Origin of the sequence: Affinundibacterium baiyunense, from assembly GCF_018139645.1 — a bacterium.
In the GTDB taxonomy this organism is placed as follows: domain Bacteria; phylum Pseudomonadota; class Gammaproteobacteria; order Burkholderiales; family Burkholderiaceae_D; genus Undibacterium; species Undibacterium baiyunense.
The window spans coordinates 351842-368166 of record NZ_JAGSPM010000002.1; the positions used below are offsets into that span (position 1 = coordinate 351842).

A 16325-nucleotide genomic window follows, 5' to 3' on the forward strand; every position below is an offset into this window, starting at 1 on the left:
CGCTTCTATTCAGGGATGTCGACTAATGTAATTGTTTGTGCGGCAAAATCGACCGATGCAGGAAGCGCCACATGACTAAGCTTGTTCGGTAAAGCATAGAAAGTATCTGTCACGCGTATCTTCCCATTTTTGCCAACCAGATCTTTGGCGAGCCGAATGCGCAAAGTGACGCCAGTTTTTGGCATCGCATATACACTGGTCATCCACTTTTCTTTCGCTGTTTTGCTCAAAACCTGATCCTGAACACTAGCAAATAAAACGCTCACGCCTTCAATTTGAATCCGCGTATTGCTAGCCGAATCTGTGCTGGTAATATGAATGACCATCTCGCGTTGATTATCGATGAGTTGATCTGACTGTATCGAAACTGTCGGAGCCGCGATTCCCGCATCTGGTGCGGGCGCACTCCAATAAGTCCAAACGCTACGAGCATGCTCTTTGCCAAATAGCTCAGGCAAGGTTTTTTGTACGCTTGATTCGCCGAACATACTCAGTGTTTTTCGATCGAGATGGCGCTGTGGTGTGAGCCAGAGCGATACATTTTTTTGAGGCATCGCAACATAGCTTAATTGGGTTGGGATTGGATGTGCTTCATGAAAATTCGCGGTAGCAAACGCGCCTAAACTGATTGCAACGAGGCCACCCAAGAGCACAATGCGAGCACGAATTTCATGCAAGATCCACACGAGCAAAGGTGTTAATAGGCCTAATAGTAGCGTGAACAAAATCACCGGCACACCTAATGAATGAAAACCTAAAGCGATGTTGAATAATAAAATCAGTGGTGAAAATAAGAGGATAGAAAATCCGGCACCCGCTAGCAAAATCCAAGCGTAAGCGGAGGATGTGTCAGGTACTTTTTTAAGCGCTAGATAACAGTAAGAAAGCAGCACAAACAAGAGGGGCCAAGCGAACAGAAAGCTGGCACCTGGGAAGCGCGCACTAACAAATACTAAGATCGCGACCCATACCAACACAGCGCCAAAAGCCAGTTCTTTCACATGAACCCAGCGCGTCAGTAATTTTTGAGTGAGACCAAAAGCGAGAGCTGTAATGATTAGTATTCCCAGCAAATAAAAATGTCCGGTGTCTTGATCATGCATTTCCAAGTAGGCCGGATAAAACTTAAATACGAGATTCCAAGCTTGTTGTGATAAAAATCCAATAGCGACGATCGCCACGATAAAACTGCATGCACTGGCGATGGTAGCCAAGAGACGTAATCTCATCGTTCTTGCCGACAGCCAAAAAGCAGTGATCGCTAATCCGGTCAGGAGCAGGGCAAGTGGTAAGGCAAGCGTAGTCGGATAGTGAATCAGGCCGACCAGTGGAAAGCTGAAATACACACTGTCTTCCGCATTTACCGGGGCAGCCATCGACGCCCCCATCGACACATTGAGCGTACGCAAATCTTGTTCGCCAAAATGCCGAACCAGTTGCAACATCATCTGTCCCTGTTGCTGTTGTGATGCTGGATTGATCAGATCATGACGATCGTAACGCGTGTGATAGCTAGAAATATTTTGTATCATCGCAAAATTGAGTCCAGCGACACCTTGCTTACGAAATACCGTGAAGTCGGTGTCATTTGGTAAGGCTTTATAGACCTCATACATCAATGAATTGCTGATCACTTCCGGTACTGCTTTTGCTAAGCCTGTAATCAGATGACGGTTGCCGGCAGAGGGTTCGAACATCATGATCGGTCCCGCGTTCCCTCGATTGTCAAAATTGAGCAGCATGCCGACATCCTTCATCCACGGATGGGATTGTGCAAATGCTGAGGCGCCTAATAGACCAACTTCTTCGCCATCACTGAATAAGAAAATTACATCGTTCGCTAGTGGTGCTTGCGCTTTTAATGCTCGCAAGCTTTGTAACATCGACACGACAGAAACGCCATCGTCTGCAGCACCAAAACTGTTTGGCACCGCATCATAATGTGCCATCAGTAGTAAAGCTTTTTTGTCTTGATTTTGCTGACTATTCCGCCCCGCTAATCGCACCACAATGTTTTGCACCTGTCCACTTGCGTGACCTCTTTCTGAACTTGCGAAACTTGTTTGTAGTTGTGGCTGTAAGCCCAGTGCTTTTAATTCCGCCAGCAGATAGTCGCGCACTTGGCTATGCCCGGCGCTGCCGATAGGATGTTTGTATTGCGTGATCTTTTGTAATTGGATTTGCGCCGCTGATAGTGAAAATTCAGTGGCTGCGTTGGTAGGGTTTTGCTTCAGCTTGGGTTGTATCTGCAATAAAGAAAAATAAATCAGCAATACCAAAGACAGTAACAGCGCGATCAAACTCCAACGGTGCTTGGCTTGAGCAGGAAAGAAAAAATGCATGACAACTCCAAAGAAGGTGATCATGCATTTTGATTGATTTAAGTGCGCCTGCAAACGTACTGGTCACACATAGCGCAATTTGACGTGTTTAAAACAACATTCGCCTTGATAAAGCCTATCGTGGATTCACACCAACCAAGCTAAACTTCTCTGTGTACTTGATTGGTGTGTCTTTAGGCTTGCGTATTTTATGCAGATAATTGATCCGCAGCTGGCGCTGACATTGATGCTGTGGCTGTTGTTGCAGTGTTTGCGCTCGCGCTTGATTTGGCTGTGGCGACAGGTTTGCCCAATTCTTTGTGCATGACATCGTGGTTCAATTCACCTTCCCAATGCGAGACCACGACCGTTGCTACACCATTGCCAATAAAGTTGGTTAAGGCGCGTGCTTCAGACATAAAACGGTCGATGCCGAGGATTAATGCCAACCCAGCCACAGGAATTGTTGGAATCACTGCCAGTGTCGCTGCCAAAGTGATAAAGCCCGCGCCCGTCACGCCAGAGGCTCCTTTGGAAGTCAACATCGCAACTGCCAACATTGTTAATTCTTGCGTTAAAGTTAGATCAATATTTAAGGCTTGCGCAACAAAGATCGCTGCCATCGTCATATAGATATTGGTGCCGTCAAGATTAAAAGAATAGCCTGAAGGAACCACCAAACCGACGACCGATTTTGAGCAACCCATTTTTTCTAACTTGCTCATCAAAGGCACCAAGGCGGATTCCGAAGAGGAGGTGCCAAGCACGGTCAATAACTCTTCTTTGATATAAGCGATAAAGCGGAAAATACTAAAGCCGACAAATTTAGCAATTAAGCCCAACACCACTACCACAAACAAAGTACAAGTCAGATAAAAGCTACCCATTAAAGCGGCCAAAGGTTTTAAGGAGGCGAGACCATACTTACCGATAGTGAACGCCATCGCAGCACCAGCACCAATTGGTGCTAACTTCATAATCACATTCATCATGCCGAAGAAAATATGTGATGCTTCTTCGATAAACATGTGCACAGCTTGGCCTGTTTTACCCATGCGCATCATGGCATAGCCGAACAAAACGGCGACTAACAAAACCTGTAATAAATCGCCAGATCCAGTGAATGCGTCAGTGAAGGTTTTTGGAATGATGTGCAGTAAAAAATCGACCGTACTTTGATCATGTGCTGCTTTCGCGTAGCTAGCGACCGCCTTACCATCTAAGGTCGCAGGATCGACATTAAAGCCTGCACCAGGTTTCAAAATATTTACCACGATCAAACCAATCGCGAGCGCTAGCGTCGACACTACTTCAAAATAGATCAGCGCTTTGCCACCAACCCGACCGACTTTTTTCATATCGCCAGCGCCTGCAATCCCAAGCACCACGGTACAGAAAATAATCGGGCTGATGAGCATTTTGACTAAGGCAATAAAGCCATCGCCAAGTGGTTTTAATTTAACCGCATTTGCAGCGTCGAGAAATCCGAACAAGCCGCCACAGAATATGGCAACAAGAACCCAGAAATACAGATGTCCAGTAAGGCGTTTCATGTTAGTCCCCTGATAATTATAAGTTGCTTAGGACTCGCTCAAGACTGTCGCTAGTGCCGTTTCTGTCAGTTAGCTAGCGCGATTTTGCATAAGTCCTATAGGTATCACCGTGCTTAGTTCTATGGTTTACTAAGGTGGGTGATTCGAGGATAGACAGCGACGCTTTATTTGATGGCTGAGTGATCCTTGCAAACATTATCGATAGGCAGACAAACAGCGTCTATTGTGGATAACCGCAATAGCCCCGCCTTTTAGACCGCGATTTATACGCTTCAGACCATTTTCTCGTCAGTTCATCGCTTGGTGCTAGAGCGAGCAAGCGAGTTTCGATACAGTGCGTCTGTGGCTGAAGCCGTTACGCTTATTGATGGCAAGTTCAGCGCCTGATTAACTTTTATTGGAAAAATTATTATGCGTACTATTGTTGCCCTGTGTTCTATTCTTGCCTTTTCAGGTTGTGCCATCATCATCGCTCCCGATGGTAATGACGCGCGTTTTGAATCCTCTTGGAGTAGCAATGCGATTAAAGGTAATGGCGATTTGCAATTAGATAAACGTCAGGTCAATGGCGCATCTGCATTGAATGTTAGTGGTCCTATGCAAGTGGAAGTGCGTGTTGGTGGTACTGCAGGATTAGAAATCAGTGGCGATAGCAATCTGCTCAATTTGGTGCAAACACAAATGAATGGCGATACGCAAAAGATCTGGATTGATGAAAAGTTCAATAGCAGCAATCCAATTCGTGTCGTATACACCGTACCAGCATTAACCGAGGTGACATCGAATGGTTCTGGTCGCATGATGATTAGTGGCTTAAATGGCGGTAACTTAGCAGTGAAAAATTATGGCTCACGTAGCATCAACTTAGATGGTCGTGTAATGCGTCTCGAAGTCGTCAATAGTGGTTCGGGCAGTATTAATGCGCTTGGCTTGATGAGCAATGACGCGAGAGTCAATGTACAAGGATCTGGCTCTTTGAGTTTGGGCGCTGTTAATGGCAATGAATTATCGGTTTCTGTGAATGGTTCTGGCTCGGTCAATGCGAGTGGCAGTGTACGTAATTTAGTCGCTAATACACATGGATCAGGCTCTGCACAATTGTCTTCTGTAAAAAGTTTGAGTGCGGATTTAAGTAGCTACGGCTCCGGTTCTGTGTATGCTGCAGTGTCACAAAACGTCAACGCACAAAGTAATGGCTCAGGCAGCGTTACCGTGTACGGTAATCCGGCGCAACGTAACGTGAATGGTCGTCGTGTGAATTTTGTGAATTAATTCATCACCGAGTAGGTCGTTTTAAAAAAATAACGATAGTTTTCACTATCGTTATTTTTTTATTTTCTTTTATGCACGTTGTATGTCGCAGAAGCGTGCTCGGTTTCTGTTACAAGTTCTTACCAGCTTGCGCCTAAAGTTACGAAATACTCCGTGCATTTTAGAGGGCAAAGATTTATTCTGAAGACTTCGTATTTTGTCATTGTTGAACTTTGTTCAAAATGGAAAGTGTTCTATGTCTAAACTGTCTTCGATTCTGTCCCCGAGTCTATTCGTGCTGAGCGCACTATGTGGGCTTTCTGCTTGCAATAATCAATCGCTTCAGCCACCATCTCAGACGCAAACGCTGCGTGTTTCCGACTATTTTCAACAAGCACAAGTCAATTCTTATGCCTTGAGCAATCGTTTGACTTGGGGCGCAAACAAGACCAGTGAGCAACAATTGCGTGCGTTGGGACCGGATGCCTACTTATCGCAGCAACTTCAGGCGCAATCAGCGCAAGTTCCAGCGCAAATTCAAAGTCAGATTGATGCGATGACGATTTCGCAAAAACCTTTTGTCGAAATGATGCAAGCCCTTGATCAACAGCGTGAAGAATCGGCCAAGATGCGAGGCACCGACGATAGCTTGCGCCAAGCATATCAACAAGAATTAAACCGAATTGCGCGCGAAGCAGCATCACGTTCTTTGTTACGTTCGATCTATTCTTCGAATCAATTGCTAGAGCAAATGAATTGGTTTTGGATGAACCATTTCAACATTTCGAATCGCAAAGACAATGTAAGAGCGATGTTAGCTGATTTTGAAGAAACCGCGATTCGTCCACATGCGCTTGGAAACTTCCGTGCGCTCTTAAAAGCGACGATGTTACATCCAGCGATGTTGCGCTATCTGGATAATGAGCACAATGCGGTGAATAAGTTCAATGAAAATTATGCACGTGAATTATTAGAGCTACATACCATGGGGGTTGGTAGTGGCTATAGTCAAACTGACGTGCAAGAATTAGCGCGTGTGTTAACTGGATTGGGGATTCGCGTCAAAGCCGATAACCCACGTCCCAACCAAGCGCAGTTAGCCGGCTATCAACGATTTGGCCTAACTGAATTTCATCCAAGGCGGCATGATTTTGGTGAGAAAAAATTATTAGGTACCACAATCAAAGGGCAAGGGCTTAGTGAGATTGATCAGGTCTTAGATTTGCTAATGCGCCAGCCTGCTACCGCCAAGTTTATCAGCCAAAAATTAGCGCAGTTCTTTGTTTCAGATGCGCCTTCTGATGCTTTGGTACAAATCATGGCGGAACAATTTTTGCAGAGTAAAGGTGATATTCCGCGGGTACTGCGAACCATGTTCGAATCCTCGGAATTTGTCGCTTCTTTAGGTAAGAAATTCAAAGACCCTATGCATTACGTCATTTCATCAGTACGACTTGCGTATGAAGATAAGATGATCGTGAATACTGGCCCGATCTTGAGTTGGATTAATAGTTTGGGGCAACAAGCAAATGGGCATCAAACGCCTGATGGCTATTCTATGAAGGAAATGGCATGGGCAAGTCCAGCACAAATGACCGCACGCTTTGATGTTGCACGATTGATCGCACGTGGTGCGCCGAATTTGTTTAAAACAGAGATGGAAGAAACTACTGCGCAACATCGGGAAGCCGCTCGTCCTGCGTTGGCGCAGAATGCTTACGTTAAGGAGCTTAGTCAACAATTTAGCCAGAGTTCTCGCGATGCATTGAGTCAATCAGGTTCAGCGCCAGAATGGAATGCATTTTTTCTTTCAACACCAGAAATGATGCGTCGATAGATTTGTTCATCTTGAACACATCTGCTCAATTTCATTTTCAATTTCAATTACTTCTTTAGCCATCTTAGGTGAATACGATGAATCGTCGAGACTTATTAAAATCATTTGCCGTCGCAGCGACGAGCTTGAGCGCAACGGGTTTTAGCACACAGCTATTGGCTGCGCCAGCGGTTCAACAGCGTTGTTTGGTGGTGTTTTTGCGCGGTGCATATGATGCGAGTAATTTATTGGTGCCTATTAGTAGTAGCTTTTATTATGAGTCGCGGCCAAATATCGCCATCGCCAAACCGAGTGCTGATCCGCTGTCGGCGCTTGCATTGAATGCGGATTGGGGATTGCATCCGGCGCTGCGTGATTCGATTTATCCGATGTTTCAAGCAGGTGAAGCGGCGTTTATTCCTTTTGCAGGAACCCATGATTTGTCGCGTAGTCATTTCGAAACGCAAGATAGTATCGAGATGGGGCAAGAGCTTGGCGGCAGTCGTAACTTTCAATCTGGATTTATGAATCGTTTAGCCGCGCAATTGAATGGGACAAGTGCGATGTCATTCACGGAACAACTTCCTATCATCATGCGAGGCGAAACGAAAGTTGCCAATGTCGCTCTGCAAAAAGCCAGCAAAAATAGTTTAGACGACCGACAAAGCAAGATCATCGCCCAGATGTATGGCAAAACAGCTTTGGAGAAACAAGTCGAAGATGGTTTTGCGGTGCGTGGTGAAGTAGTTCAAAACATGAAAGCAGAAGAAGTCACGCTCAATAATGATGGTAATCGTGACGCTATCTCAACCAAAGGCTTCGCACTAGAAGCCAAGCGCATAGGCAAAATGATGCGCGATAAATATGCGCTAGGATTTATTGACGTCGGAGGCTGGGATACCCATGTCAATCAAGGTGGCGCCAATGGCGTGTTAGCTAATAAGTTAGAAGAATTGGGGCGCGGATTATTGGCATATAAAGCTGAAATGGGCAGTATGTGGAAGAACACCACCGTGGTGGTGATTAGTGAGTTTGGACGGACTTTCCGTGAAAACGGCAAACGCGGCACGGATCATGGGCATGGCAGTGTTTACTGGGTGTTGGGGGGCGGCGTTAAAGGTGGTCGCATTGTCGGCGAACAAATTGCCTTGACTGCCAATAGTCTGTTTCAAAATCGCGACTATCCGGTATTGAATGAATACCGTGCTGTCCTTGGTGGCGTATTCGCACGCAGTTATGGACTGAGCGCGAGTCAAATGCAGCAGGTTTTTGCTGGTGTGACGCCGTTAGATCTAGGATTGGTTTAACTTCACCTATTTTTTGCTGTTGTCTTTTTGCTTATCATTTAGCGACTAGTCTGTGAAGCTGTTAAGATGGAAGCGCTACAAGTATTCAGTGTTCTCCTTAGTATCGGCTATAAGCGCATGAAAAACGACCACGTTCTAACTTATCGAAAGCTAACCGCCTTGGTGAATATCCTCGCATTAAGCACTTTAGGGCCAATCGTCATGTCAGCCTCGGCACAACAGAAAATGCCTACGGAATTGCCTATCGATGTATCGCTGGGCACGCCAGCTGATACCAAAGATCAACATCCTCTGGTCAAAGTTTTTCAGCCTTGCGTTAATGCGACTGGCCTGGTTGTCGATTTGCCTTTAGCAGATCCGGTGCCTGCCTACGAGTCCAGCGGCCATCTATATCAATTAAATGAACTCGGGCGCATTGCGGATGGCTACAAGCATTTTTTACATATCCGCGCAGATGGCAAACAGTTTTTTATTGTGCAAACTGGCGGCATCGCTGGTATGCAAAAGGTGTATGGTCCGCTAGATCCTAAAAATCCCTGCCCTACTAAGCGGAACAAGAAACCCAAAAAATAGCACTCGTACACACTAGGATATTCGCTAGCTTTCAGTGCAGCTGTCCACGACATAAAACACGTGACGTAGTGACGCTAAGATAATTCCGTTTCCATTGACATTTTTATGCACTCTCCAGCACCACTGCAATTTCGACTTGCCAAGCAAGAAGATGCCTCAGCTTTAGCTAATTTAGCACGGCAAACCTTTATTGAAACCTATGCCGAACAAAATGACGCAGAGCAGATTCGCACCCACTGCGATAAAAACTTCGGCGTCGCGCAGCAAAGTAAAGAGATTGCCGATTCAAATTATGTGGTGATTTTGGCTTACCACGATGAGGCTTTGGTTGGTTTCGCGCAAGTGGTGAACAATCCAGCTCCACCTTCGATTGAAGCAGAGAATGCAGTTGCCTTATATCGTTACTACGTAAAAAAAGAATGGCATGGAAAAGGCATCGCACAACCTTTATTGGCAGAAGCAGAAAAAGCGGCAAAAACTTTTGGTGCTAATCAATTGTGGTTAGGCATGTGGGAACATAATGCGCGCGCTCTAGCTTATTACCAAAAAGTCGGCTTTCAACATGTGGGTTGGATGGATTATCAGTTCGGCGACATTATCGAACGCGATTATGTGTTGTTGAAGCGGCTTTGAAACTAGTTGAAAGATATACTAGTTTCGCAGCAATATAACTTGGTATTGGAATCAATAAGTCGCTTTACTCTAGCGGCTTAGCGCTTGATCGACACCCCATTCTTCTTAAAGTACCACCACATCAGTGGAATCTCGACAGCGGTATAAATCGCTAAGGTGTACCAAAACCAGTTGACCTCAGCGAACAATAAGTCAAATTGATAGTCGCTACCCCAGTAATGGTAACCAACAATCGCCAGTGCAATCGCTGATGTAAAAATATCGTAGAACGCTATCTTGTTGAAATCATTGCCCGCCAGTGTTGGATACACAGAAAGATAAGCAAGTAAGGCGATAACGATGTTGAGTAAGATGATGCTGAGTTCTGGTGACATAGATTTAAGCTGAGATTCAATCGGGGTTATTGATATGTACTGATATGTGGAGATATGTAGATAGCATATCAATTTGGTCGAGAACATTGTAGTGAATTTGCTTATCTTGCCCAATAAGACAAGTAAGCTATTCAAGTAATTTATCTCAGCAATCTATTGACTTGCAATGTTGATTTAAAATAATTTATCTAAGGTAGCAGTCGCTGTACGATATAAATTCCTTTAATACTAGGAAGCACAGTAATTGCAACGACGACAGTTCTTGCAAGATAAGTCCAAAAGCGATGGGAGGTATTCGTCGCCGATTTCCATACTAAGAGCGCTGCTAACAAATGCAGGGTGATAGGAATCGCCAATCCAATTGGAATCAAAATTAGACCTGCTAGCCCATGCATAGATATGAGTTCTGAGAACGCAGCAATCAATCTACTTGCAATGATTTGCACCGCTAGTAGCAAAATCACGTAGCAGCCCCAGAAGATTTTCCATAGCTCGATTTTTCCAGCCAAGGCACGGTCGATCGTATTTTCTGATTGTGGATTGATCTCAACTTGCTGTGTAGAGATGATTTGTCGATATAAGGCGATTGCCACGAGTCCAATTAATGATGCCCAGATGATGACGAAGGACAATCCCCACCCGGCTAATCGATCCGCGCTGTCTCGAAGTTCTGTAGCTAAAGTAACGAAAGGTAAAAAGAAGCTTTTGATGACGTTGATATCTTGAATATTGCTGATCTCAGCGAGCATTTCAGGCGATATTTGATTGACTGCTTTAACCGCAAACAAGCGGTAAAGACCAAGCGAGATGAGAGCGGAAATAAACGCACATGCGCACAGTGCGAGTAGTAATTGTGTGAGTCGACGGATGCGTAGCATTCTATAGATTTACAGTAAATGTAAAAAATTGATATCGACCCGATGATACTAGAATTACACTAAAAGCAATGGATGTTATTTTAAGGAAATCGAGCAAAACAGCGCGACAAGACTAAATCGTGTTGCTCTGCTCTTTTTGCGTGATTTGTTCAACTAGGATTTTATTCGATCAAACTTAGATGGAACTTGCCAGCTTGCGCTGCCGACTTTTCTAAAATGGCGATGCAATTATCTAATTCTTCCATCAGATCGACGATTTCATCTGCGTCGAGGCCTGTAATAACGGATGAAGCAACGGCAGTTTTCAATGCTTTAAAACTAGATAAGCCCTCTTGCGAATCAAACCAAGTCATGTCGTCAATACCGTATCCAAGGCCAGTCTCAGGGTCTAAGGCAACATCTTCGTCTTCATCGTCAAATTCGTCATAGTTGTATTCTTGATCTGTGTAGTCCATAAATTCACTTAAGGATTTCACGCCGATTTTTTTGCAAGTCTCATCGATTGCGTCTAGATGACGGCAAATCTGCGAATGATCATCGCTGTCTTGTGAATAGTTTCTTCCTTCTAGTGTGTGAATCCAGATGGTCATGCCCATGTCAAATGTCTCCTTTTATTGTTTCTCGGACTTACGCAAAACAGACGCTAGCGTCGTTGATTCGCCTCGCCGTACAACCGTACTGTCTTCGGCTTCCCGCCTAGCCAGCGCAATTTTGCGTAAGTCCTAATTCATGCTTACTTGAATTACTTGAACGTAATCGAATCACTCTCCAAATAATCACTCCAAACGCACCCGCAATACATGGTTGCGGTTTGCAATATTCCCCGCATAATCCGCCGCGTGGACGTGAATCAGGTAATCTCCAGCAGGTAAATCTTTGATTTGCCAGAATTGGATGATCGCATGACCGTCGTGGATTTCGTTGGTGATGTTGTATAAAAATTTGGTCGCAGCGCTACCGTGTACGGTGATGCCGCTATTTTCCGCATAGGCGACTTTAACGGCTTCTTCATCGGCTGGCAGATGGTTGAAACGTATCGTCATTTTCGGTTTTTCAAAACCTGGTAGCGGCGTACCATCAGCATTGAGAATTTGGTAGCCGAGTTCATATAAACCCAAACGACGGCGTGCGATATTGCCATCGGCTTGATCGAAGGCATCGACGATGATGCTGACTTGTTCCAAGCTGCGTGATAGCGTTAATGGCGTGTTACTTGGCGAGACAGCGGCTGGCGCTTTGTCTTTCTTCTTGCCCTTGGCTTTAGTCGCTGCAATGACAGGTCCGCCCAAAATATTACCGTCTTGATCCGCGATATCGATACGATTGATTTGCGGAATGACGCTATCTTTGAAACCGATGAATTGTAGCGACAGCGGATTAACTACATCGCCTTCGGGCGCGTAATTCAAATGAACGTGATACATGCTGTTGATGGTTCCAACTGCTTCACCAACTTGAAAGCGCGTACCGCGTTTGACGCGAACTTGTTGTAGCTTGCCGTTGGCATCTTTGATCACGCTAAATTTTTGTGGATCGAGCACGGATTCATTCAGCTTACGCCCAACTTTCATGTGGATATACGATAGCTTGCTGACCCGCATACCCTCGTTGATGGTGCCAGCCGCCCACGCAGGTACGGGTGAGCTAACTTTTTCATCTTTGATCGCGACCACAGCTTCGCCCATATTGGCTTGCATATCGACGCCGCGATGAAAATGATGTCGACTGTCGCCACCATATTCGCCACGCACTTCGCCTATGGTTCCAACGACTTCGTGGGGCTGATCTTGCGGTAACAAAGGCCACAATGATGGTTGAACTACAGGTGCGACCGGCTCGACGATGCGTAAGACTTGTGGCGATATGCTCAAGCCTTCTTTGGCATCTCTACGATGAACTTGATGTAAGCGATTCATGCCACTGTCGCTGATCAACAGATTGCCATGCTGATTGACGGCGATAGCCATAGGACTGCGCATACGTGGGCTAGTATCGTCACCGGGAATGATATCGATATCCACACCAGTGAGACCACGAGTCTCGCCGCTCGGCGCTATTTGCATGATGCGACCGTGCGACAGTTCACTGACATAAATATGATCGTCATGCGTGATCGCCAAACCAACTGGGCGACGCAACAAGGCATCTCGATCTTGCGGATCGCTGTAGAGCAAGGTCGAAACTTCGCCCAATGGATTGATCTTACGCACGGCATTATTACGCGTATCGGCAATGATCAATTCGCCCTTGCTGTTGATAGCGATGTTACTCGGCGTATCAAATAAGGCCGCTGTGCCGACGCCATCTTGGTAACCAGGCGTCGCGCCACCAGCCACGGTTTGCACCGTGCCATCTGGCAAAATTACGCGTATCTTATCGTTATAGGTATCAGCTACATAGACTTTGCCATCCTTAGCTACCGCAACGCCGATCGGGCCATTAAATTGTGCTTGCTGCGCTACACCATCGCGATAACCAGCAACGCCATTTCCTGCCAAGGTCAACACTTGTCCTTTCGGCGTGATTTTTCGAATCACGTGATTACCAGTATCCGCTACATAGAGATTGCCCTCCTTATCGAATGCGAGCGCCGACGGTGTATGAAACTTCGCTGACTGCGCGCTGCCTTCAATCGCATCGGCAAAACCTTCGGTGCTGCCAGCGTAGATGACGGACTCGCCCTTCTTATTGATTTTTATAATTCGATTATGCTCGCCCGCATCGGCAATATAGATATTGCCTTGCGCATCAAAAGCGATGCCATTTGGATCGCTAAAAGTTTCTGCGCTATTCGGATCTTGGTTCAGCGAATACTGGATCGCAAACGGCGTAATTTGGGCTTCCCATTGCATATCGGTGACCAGCGGTTTTTTTGCAAAAACTGTTTTGAGTGGCGTGGGTAACGGTGATTCAGAGCGGAGTATGTAATAGCCAGAAACGGCTAAACCAGAGATCAACAAAGTTGCGGATACGAGAAACAAAGAACGGCGTTGCATGAATAAAGAACCTTAAACACTCATCGGGATGCGCAGCATAACAAGCATGCGCTGGGTTTTGTAGTGTTTTTTGTTGGCAGAAGAAGGTTTTTCAGGCTTCAGATGAGTTCTCTTGGGTTCTCAGTACTGCCGGAGTTCTGATAACACTCCCTCTCCCGCAAGCGGGAGAGGGTCGGGGTGAGGGCGGCTGGCAAGCGAGAAAACATATCAATTGCATCCGTTCTCAATACAGAACGCAGCATTTAAAGATACATTTTGTTAGTCTGAACTGCCCTCATCCCTGCCTTCTCCCGCTTGCGGGAGAAGGAGTCTTTCACCGAATCTGAACTCGTTCTGCCGTCAAGAGTAAGCACGCGTTGGTGACGGTTTTAGTCGAAGTAAGCATCTTTTAACCACAAAGCTTCACTAAATTTCAATTTCTTAATATATTTAACCGAAACTTCTGTGCATAATTGTGGTCTACTTAACCAGTTTCGACCCCTTAATTGATTACTCTTACAGCCAACTCAATATGAAAACTAGCCACCCGTATTCCAAAACACTGCGCCAACGATCCCTGCTAAGCCTCGCGCTTATCGCTGCTTTTTCGACAAATAGTACGGCGCAAGATGCCACAGCCAATACGAAGACCGTTCCAGTTTTCTACAACGGACAAGCCCAGGTCGTGCCGGGTTTTCAAGACAAATCGCAGTGGATTAAACAAGAATTATGGGTAGAGACCGAGTTTGATAGTGATGCCGATGGCAAGCCAGATCGTGTACACGTTGCTGTCACGCGTCCTAAGCAAACCGAGACGGAAGGTTTAAAAGTGGCGGTGGTTTATGAATCATCGCCCTACTTTGCCGGCACCATGAAAAACCAAAAAATGTGGGATGTGAAACACGAATTAGGCAGTGAGCCACCACCGCGTCCAGTCAATGAGCAAGCGAAATTTATCCCAGTACGTCCAGAAATCTCACGCACAGAAATTGATACGTGGTTGCCACGTGGATTCGCAGTCGTGCATTCCGAAGCGCCCGGCACTGGCTTGTCACAAGGTTGTCCGACGGTTGGTGGCGCGCCAGAAGAACTCGCACCAAAAGCCGTAATCGATTGGCTCAATGGCCGCGCTAAAGGCTACACGACCATCGATGGCAATCAAGAAGTCAAAGCAAGCTGGGCCACAGGCAAAGTCGGCATGACTGGCACTTCATACAATGGCACTATTCCTCTAGCCGCAGCGACCACTGGCGTGGCAGGTTTAGAAGCCATCATCCCAATTGCACCAAATACGTCTTACTATCATTACTATCGCAGCAATGGCTTGGTTCGTCACCCAGGCGGTTATTTGGGTGAAGACATTGATCAGCTGTATGACTTCATCTACAGCGGCGCCCCAGAAAAACGCGACTTCTGCAACAAAACGATACGCGATGGTTTGTACCCCGCCAAGTTTGATCGCAAGCATGGTGACTACAACGATTTTTGGGCAGAGCGCGATTTGTTGACCAAGATCAAAGGCGTCAAAGCCGCCACTTTATTGGCACATGGTCAGCAAGACTGGAACGTGATGCCCGAGCATTCGATACGCATTTACGACGCTTTGAAAAAGCAAGGCGTACCAACCCAGTTGTATCTGCATCAAGGTGGACATGGTGGCGGCACACCACCATTAGAAATGCGCAATCGCTGGTTCTCACATTATCTGTACGGTGTCGATAATGGCGTAGAGCGCGATGCGCGTGCCATGATCGTGCGCGAAAACGCAGAACGCGGCACGCCACCAACGCCCTACTTAGATTTTCCAAATCCAGAATCCAGTACAGTGAATTTATATTTAGGTGCTGGCGGCAACAAAGCCGGTAGTTTGAGTTTATCCGCACCAAGTAAAGCGAGCATAGAAAAATTGACAGATGACGTGCAGATCAAAGGCGGTGTTTTAGCGCAAGCCGAACAATCGCCCCATCGCCTCATTTATGCGACTCCAGAGTTAAGCGATGCAATGCACTTGTCCGGTACACCTAGCATCAAGCTACGCGTAGCTGCCAGCAAAGCCGCAGCCAATTTGTCGGTATGGCTAGTGATGTTGCCTTTCGATGGCAAAGTCGTTGGTTCAGCCGGACAAGCAGGCGTGATTTCACGCGGCTGGGCCGATCCACAAAATCATCGCTCATTAACTAAAACTGGCAATTACGATTCCAAACTATCAGGCACTCCGCTCGTACCAGGCCAATTTGTTGACTTAACTTTTGACTTGCAGCCTATCGACAGAATCGTCCCTGCTGGCAAACGATTGGCATTGATGATCATGTCCAGCGATCAAGACTTCACTTTATGGCCAAAAGCAGGTACCGAGCTCAGCGTTGACCTTGCTAAGACTTCGTTGAGTCTGCCTGTGGTTGGTGGTGAATTGGGATTGAAGTCAGTGCTTTCACTGAAGTAAAACAGAAGTAAGGTTTAAGTAAGTAGATTCACGTGCCATGAAAGCGCAATGTTTTTATGGCACGACTTTTTAGTAAACCGCAGCAGGAAATCTGCCGACCAAAAAAGTCAGTTAGCTTTCCATATGACTTCTGTTTTACTGCACATCAGAATATGCGGATAGCAAAGTCAAGCACAAATCTTTATCCCAATCTTCTAGCAA

At 46.1% G+C, this 16325-nt stretch carries 12 protein-coding genes; 6 read left to right on the forward strand and 6 right to left on the reverse strand.

The window, feature by feature from the left end; genetic code table 11:
- Positions 1-5 precede the first annotated feature (5 nt).
- Both KDM92_RS04760 and KDM92_RS04765 read right to left on the reverse strand, forming a co-directional pair.
- On the reverse strand, positions 6-2342 hold the full coding sequence (locus tag KDM92_RS04760; protein WP_212683238.1) for a M28 family peptidase: 2337 nt from the start codon (positions 2340-2342) through the stop codon (positions 6-8).
- 188 nt (positions 2343-2530) lie between these two features.
- Positions 2531-3874: a dicarboxylate/amino acid:cation symporter gene (locus KDM92_RS04765; RefSeq protein ID WP_212683239.1), complete on the reverse strand. Its 1344-nt coding sequence runs from the start codon at positions 3872-3874 to the stop codon at positions 2531-2533.
- A gap of 411 nt (positions 3875-4285) precedes the next feature.
- On the opposite strand from KDM92_RS04765, the gene KDM92_RS04770 reads away from it, so the two are divergent.
- The 5 genes from KDM92_RS04770 to KDM92_RS04790 all read left to right on the forward strand — a co-directional run bounded on the left by KDM92_RS04770 (position 4286) and on the right by KDM92_RS04790 (position 9454).
- Complete coding sequence (locus tag KDM92_RS04770; protein ID WP_212683240.1) at positions 4286-5146, forward strand: GIN domain-containing protein; 861 nt, start codon at positions 4286-4288, stop codon at positions 5144-5146.
- A gap of 235 nt (positions 5147-5381) precedes the next feature.
- Positions 5382-6962, forward strand: a complete 1581-nt coding sequence (locus tag KDM92_RS04775) for a DUF1800 domain-containing protein (RefSeq protein WP_212683241.1) — start codon at positions 5382-5384, stop codon at positions 6960-6962.
- A gap of 77 nt (positions 6963-7039) precedes the next feature.
- Complete coding sequence (locus KDM92_RS04780) at positions 7040-8248, forward strand: DUF1501 domain-containing protein (RefSeq protein ID WP_212683242.1); 1209 nt, start codon at positions 7040-7042, stop codon at positions 8246-8248.
- 66 nt (positions 8249-8314) lie between these two features.
- The gene (locus KDM92_RS04785; RefSeq protein WP_212683243.1) at positions 8315-8821 is read left to right on the forward strand and encodes a hypothetical protein; all 507 of its coding nucleotides are present in this window, start codon (positions 8315-8317) and stop codon (positions 8819-8821) included.
- 105 nt (positions 8822-8926) lie between these two features.
- Positions 8927-9454, forward strand: a complete 528-nt coding sequence (locus tag KDM92_RS04790) for a GNAT family N-acetyltransferase (protein ID WP_212683244.1) — start codon at positions 8927-8929, stop codon at positions 9452-9454.
- Between the two features lie 77 nt (positions 9455-9531).
- Here the strand turns inward: KDM92_RS04790 and KDM92_RS04795 are convergent, their stop codons facing one another.
- The 4 genes from KDM92_RS04795 to KDM92_RS04810 form a co-directional block, all read right to left on the reverse strand.
- Positions 9532-9828 carry a hypothetical protein gene (locus KDM92_RS04795; protein ID WP_212683245.1) on the reverse strand — a complete coding sequence of 99 codons (297 nt, stop codon included), beginning with the start codon at positions 9826-9828 and terminating at the stop codon, positions 9532-9534.
- Positions 9829-10016: 188 nt separating this feature from the next.
- A complete protein-coding gene (locus KDM92_RS04800; RefSeq protein WP_212683246.1) occupies positions 10017-10706 on the reverse strand; it encodes a hypothetical protein in 690 nt (229 codons plus the stop codon).
- 161 nt (positions 10707-10867) lie between these two features.
- A complete protein-coding gene (locus tag KDM92_RS04805; RefSeq protein ID WP_212683247.1) occupies positions 10868-11296 on the reverse strand; it encodes a hypothetical protein in 429 nt (142 codons plus the stop codon).
- 186 nt (positions 11297-11482) lie between these two features.
- Positions 11483-13702, reverse strand: coding sequence for an NHL repeat-containing protein (locus KDM92_RS04810; protein ID WP_212683248.1), 2220 nt, complete (start codon positions 13700-13702; stop codon positions 11483-11485).
- A 511-nt stretch (positions 13703-14213) separates the two neighbouring features.
- Here KDM92_RS04810 and KDM92_RS04815 point away from each other — a divergent pair.
- A complete protein-coding gene (locus KDM92_RS04815) occupies positions 14214-16124 on the forward strand; it encodes a Xaa-Pro dipeptidyl-peptidase (RefSeq protein WP_212683249.1) in 1911 nt (636 codons plus the stop codon).
- The last annotated feature ends 201 nt before the right edge of the window (positions 16125-16325 follow it).